This is a genomic window from Streptomyces sp. NPDC007162 (assembly GCF_040634175.1).
In the GTDB taxonomy this organism is placed as follows: domain Bacteria; phylum Actinomycetota; class Actinomycetes; order Streptomycetales; family Streptomycetaceae; genus Streptomyces.
The window spans coordinates 1-1,084 of record NZ_JBEYFC010001062.1; the positions used below are offsets into that span (position 1 = coordinate 1).

Annotated in this window: 1 protein-coding gene and 1 pseudogene; one reads left to right on the forward strand and one right to left on the reverse strand. The window is 66.1% G+C overall.

Translation table 11 applies throughout. From position 1 onward, the window contains the following. Positions 1 to 338: 338 nt before the first annotated feature. Positions 339 to 694: pseudogene (locus tag ABZ646_RS47155) on the reverse strand (DNA-3-methyladenine glycosylase); the annotation flags it as partial. A 139-nt stretch (positions 695 to 833) separates the two neighbouring features. On the opposite strand from ABZ646_RS47155, the gene ABZ646_RS47160 reads away from it, so the two are divergent. Beyond that, positions 834 to 1,010 (forward strand): hypothetical protein, encoded by a 177-nt coding sequence (locus ABZ646_RS47160; protein ID WP_360534084.1) that lies wholly within the window; start codon positions 834 to 836, stop codon positions 1,008 to 1,010. Positions 1,011 to 1,084: the final 74 nt, after the last annotated feature.

Here is a 1,084-nt window from a genome sequence, read left to right on the forward strand (position 1 = left end):
GTTGAGTTCTCAAGGAACGGTCGCTTCCTTTGTACTCACCCTCTCGGGCTTTCCTCCGGGCTTCCCTTCGGTCTTGCGTTTCCGACTCTATCAGACCCTTTCGGCGTCCGATTCCCGGTCGGCGGGATTGTCTGGGGCTTTCCGGCTCTCGCCCGTCGGCCTTTCGACATTCACTACGTTAACCGATTCCCGCCGGGACTCATAATCGAGTTCCGCGGGGTTCGAATTCAGGCATGCGGGCATGCAGAATTCGCCCCCGTCAGGGGAGTCGTAGGTAGTGGGTGGCCGCTTCCGGCTGCTGGCGATTGCCGTACCCGGTTCAAGCGGCTCGGGCTACATTACGCACCTCCCAGGGGCGCGTCAACTTGAGCGCGCCGGGGTACATGGACCCGGTAGGGGCTGACCGTCGCGTCGTTGGCGACCCAGAAGCGCCAGGGATGGGCCTCTCCGTCGCCCCCCCCTCGCCGGCGACTCCCGTACGTGGGCCGTTCCGTACCTGCTCGGAGGGGACGGGAATGCCGGTCAGCATCCGCAGCGGCGTCTCGCCGGAGGCGCACGCGTCCGTGCCGTCCAGGGCGCGGGTGACGTCCAGGGCGGTGGCCAGGCGGGCCGGTCCTTTGGCCAGTTCCCTGTCGTATCGGGCCGAAAGTCGACGTTTACGCGCGAGCCCGGCGCCTTCGACGACCTCGCCGGCCCAGTCCCAGGACGAGGTTGCCGTAGATCCACATGCGTAGGGGACTCACCAAGCATGTATCTCGTTGGTCCTGCTGTCATCGGCAAGGCGACGACAGCGGGAGACAAGCAGTCACTCTGGGCGGTGACGGGCCGAGCCGATGCCGGTCATTGTCACCGAGGCGGGCGGCAAGGTGACCGACCTGGACGGTGCGTCCGTACTGGAAGGCGACATGTCGGTGCTGGTCACCAACGGTCGACTGCACGAAAAGTTCCTGCAGTTGGTGAACGGCTTGCCTCACAGCCGCGACTATCGGGGTCTTGACGACGGTGAATAGCGCGTCGCCGAGCACCAGCGCCGGGACCGCGACGGCTCCCGAGAGCAGGACGGACGCCTTCACGTCCGCCCTGC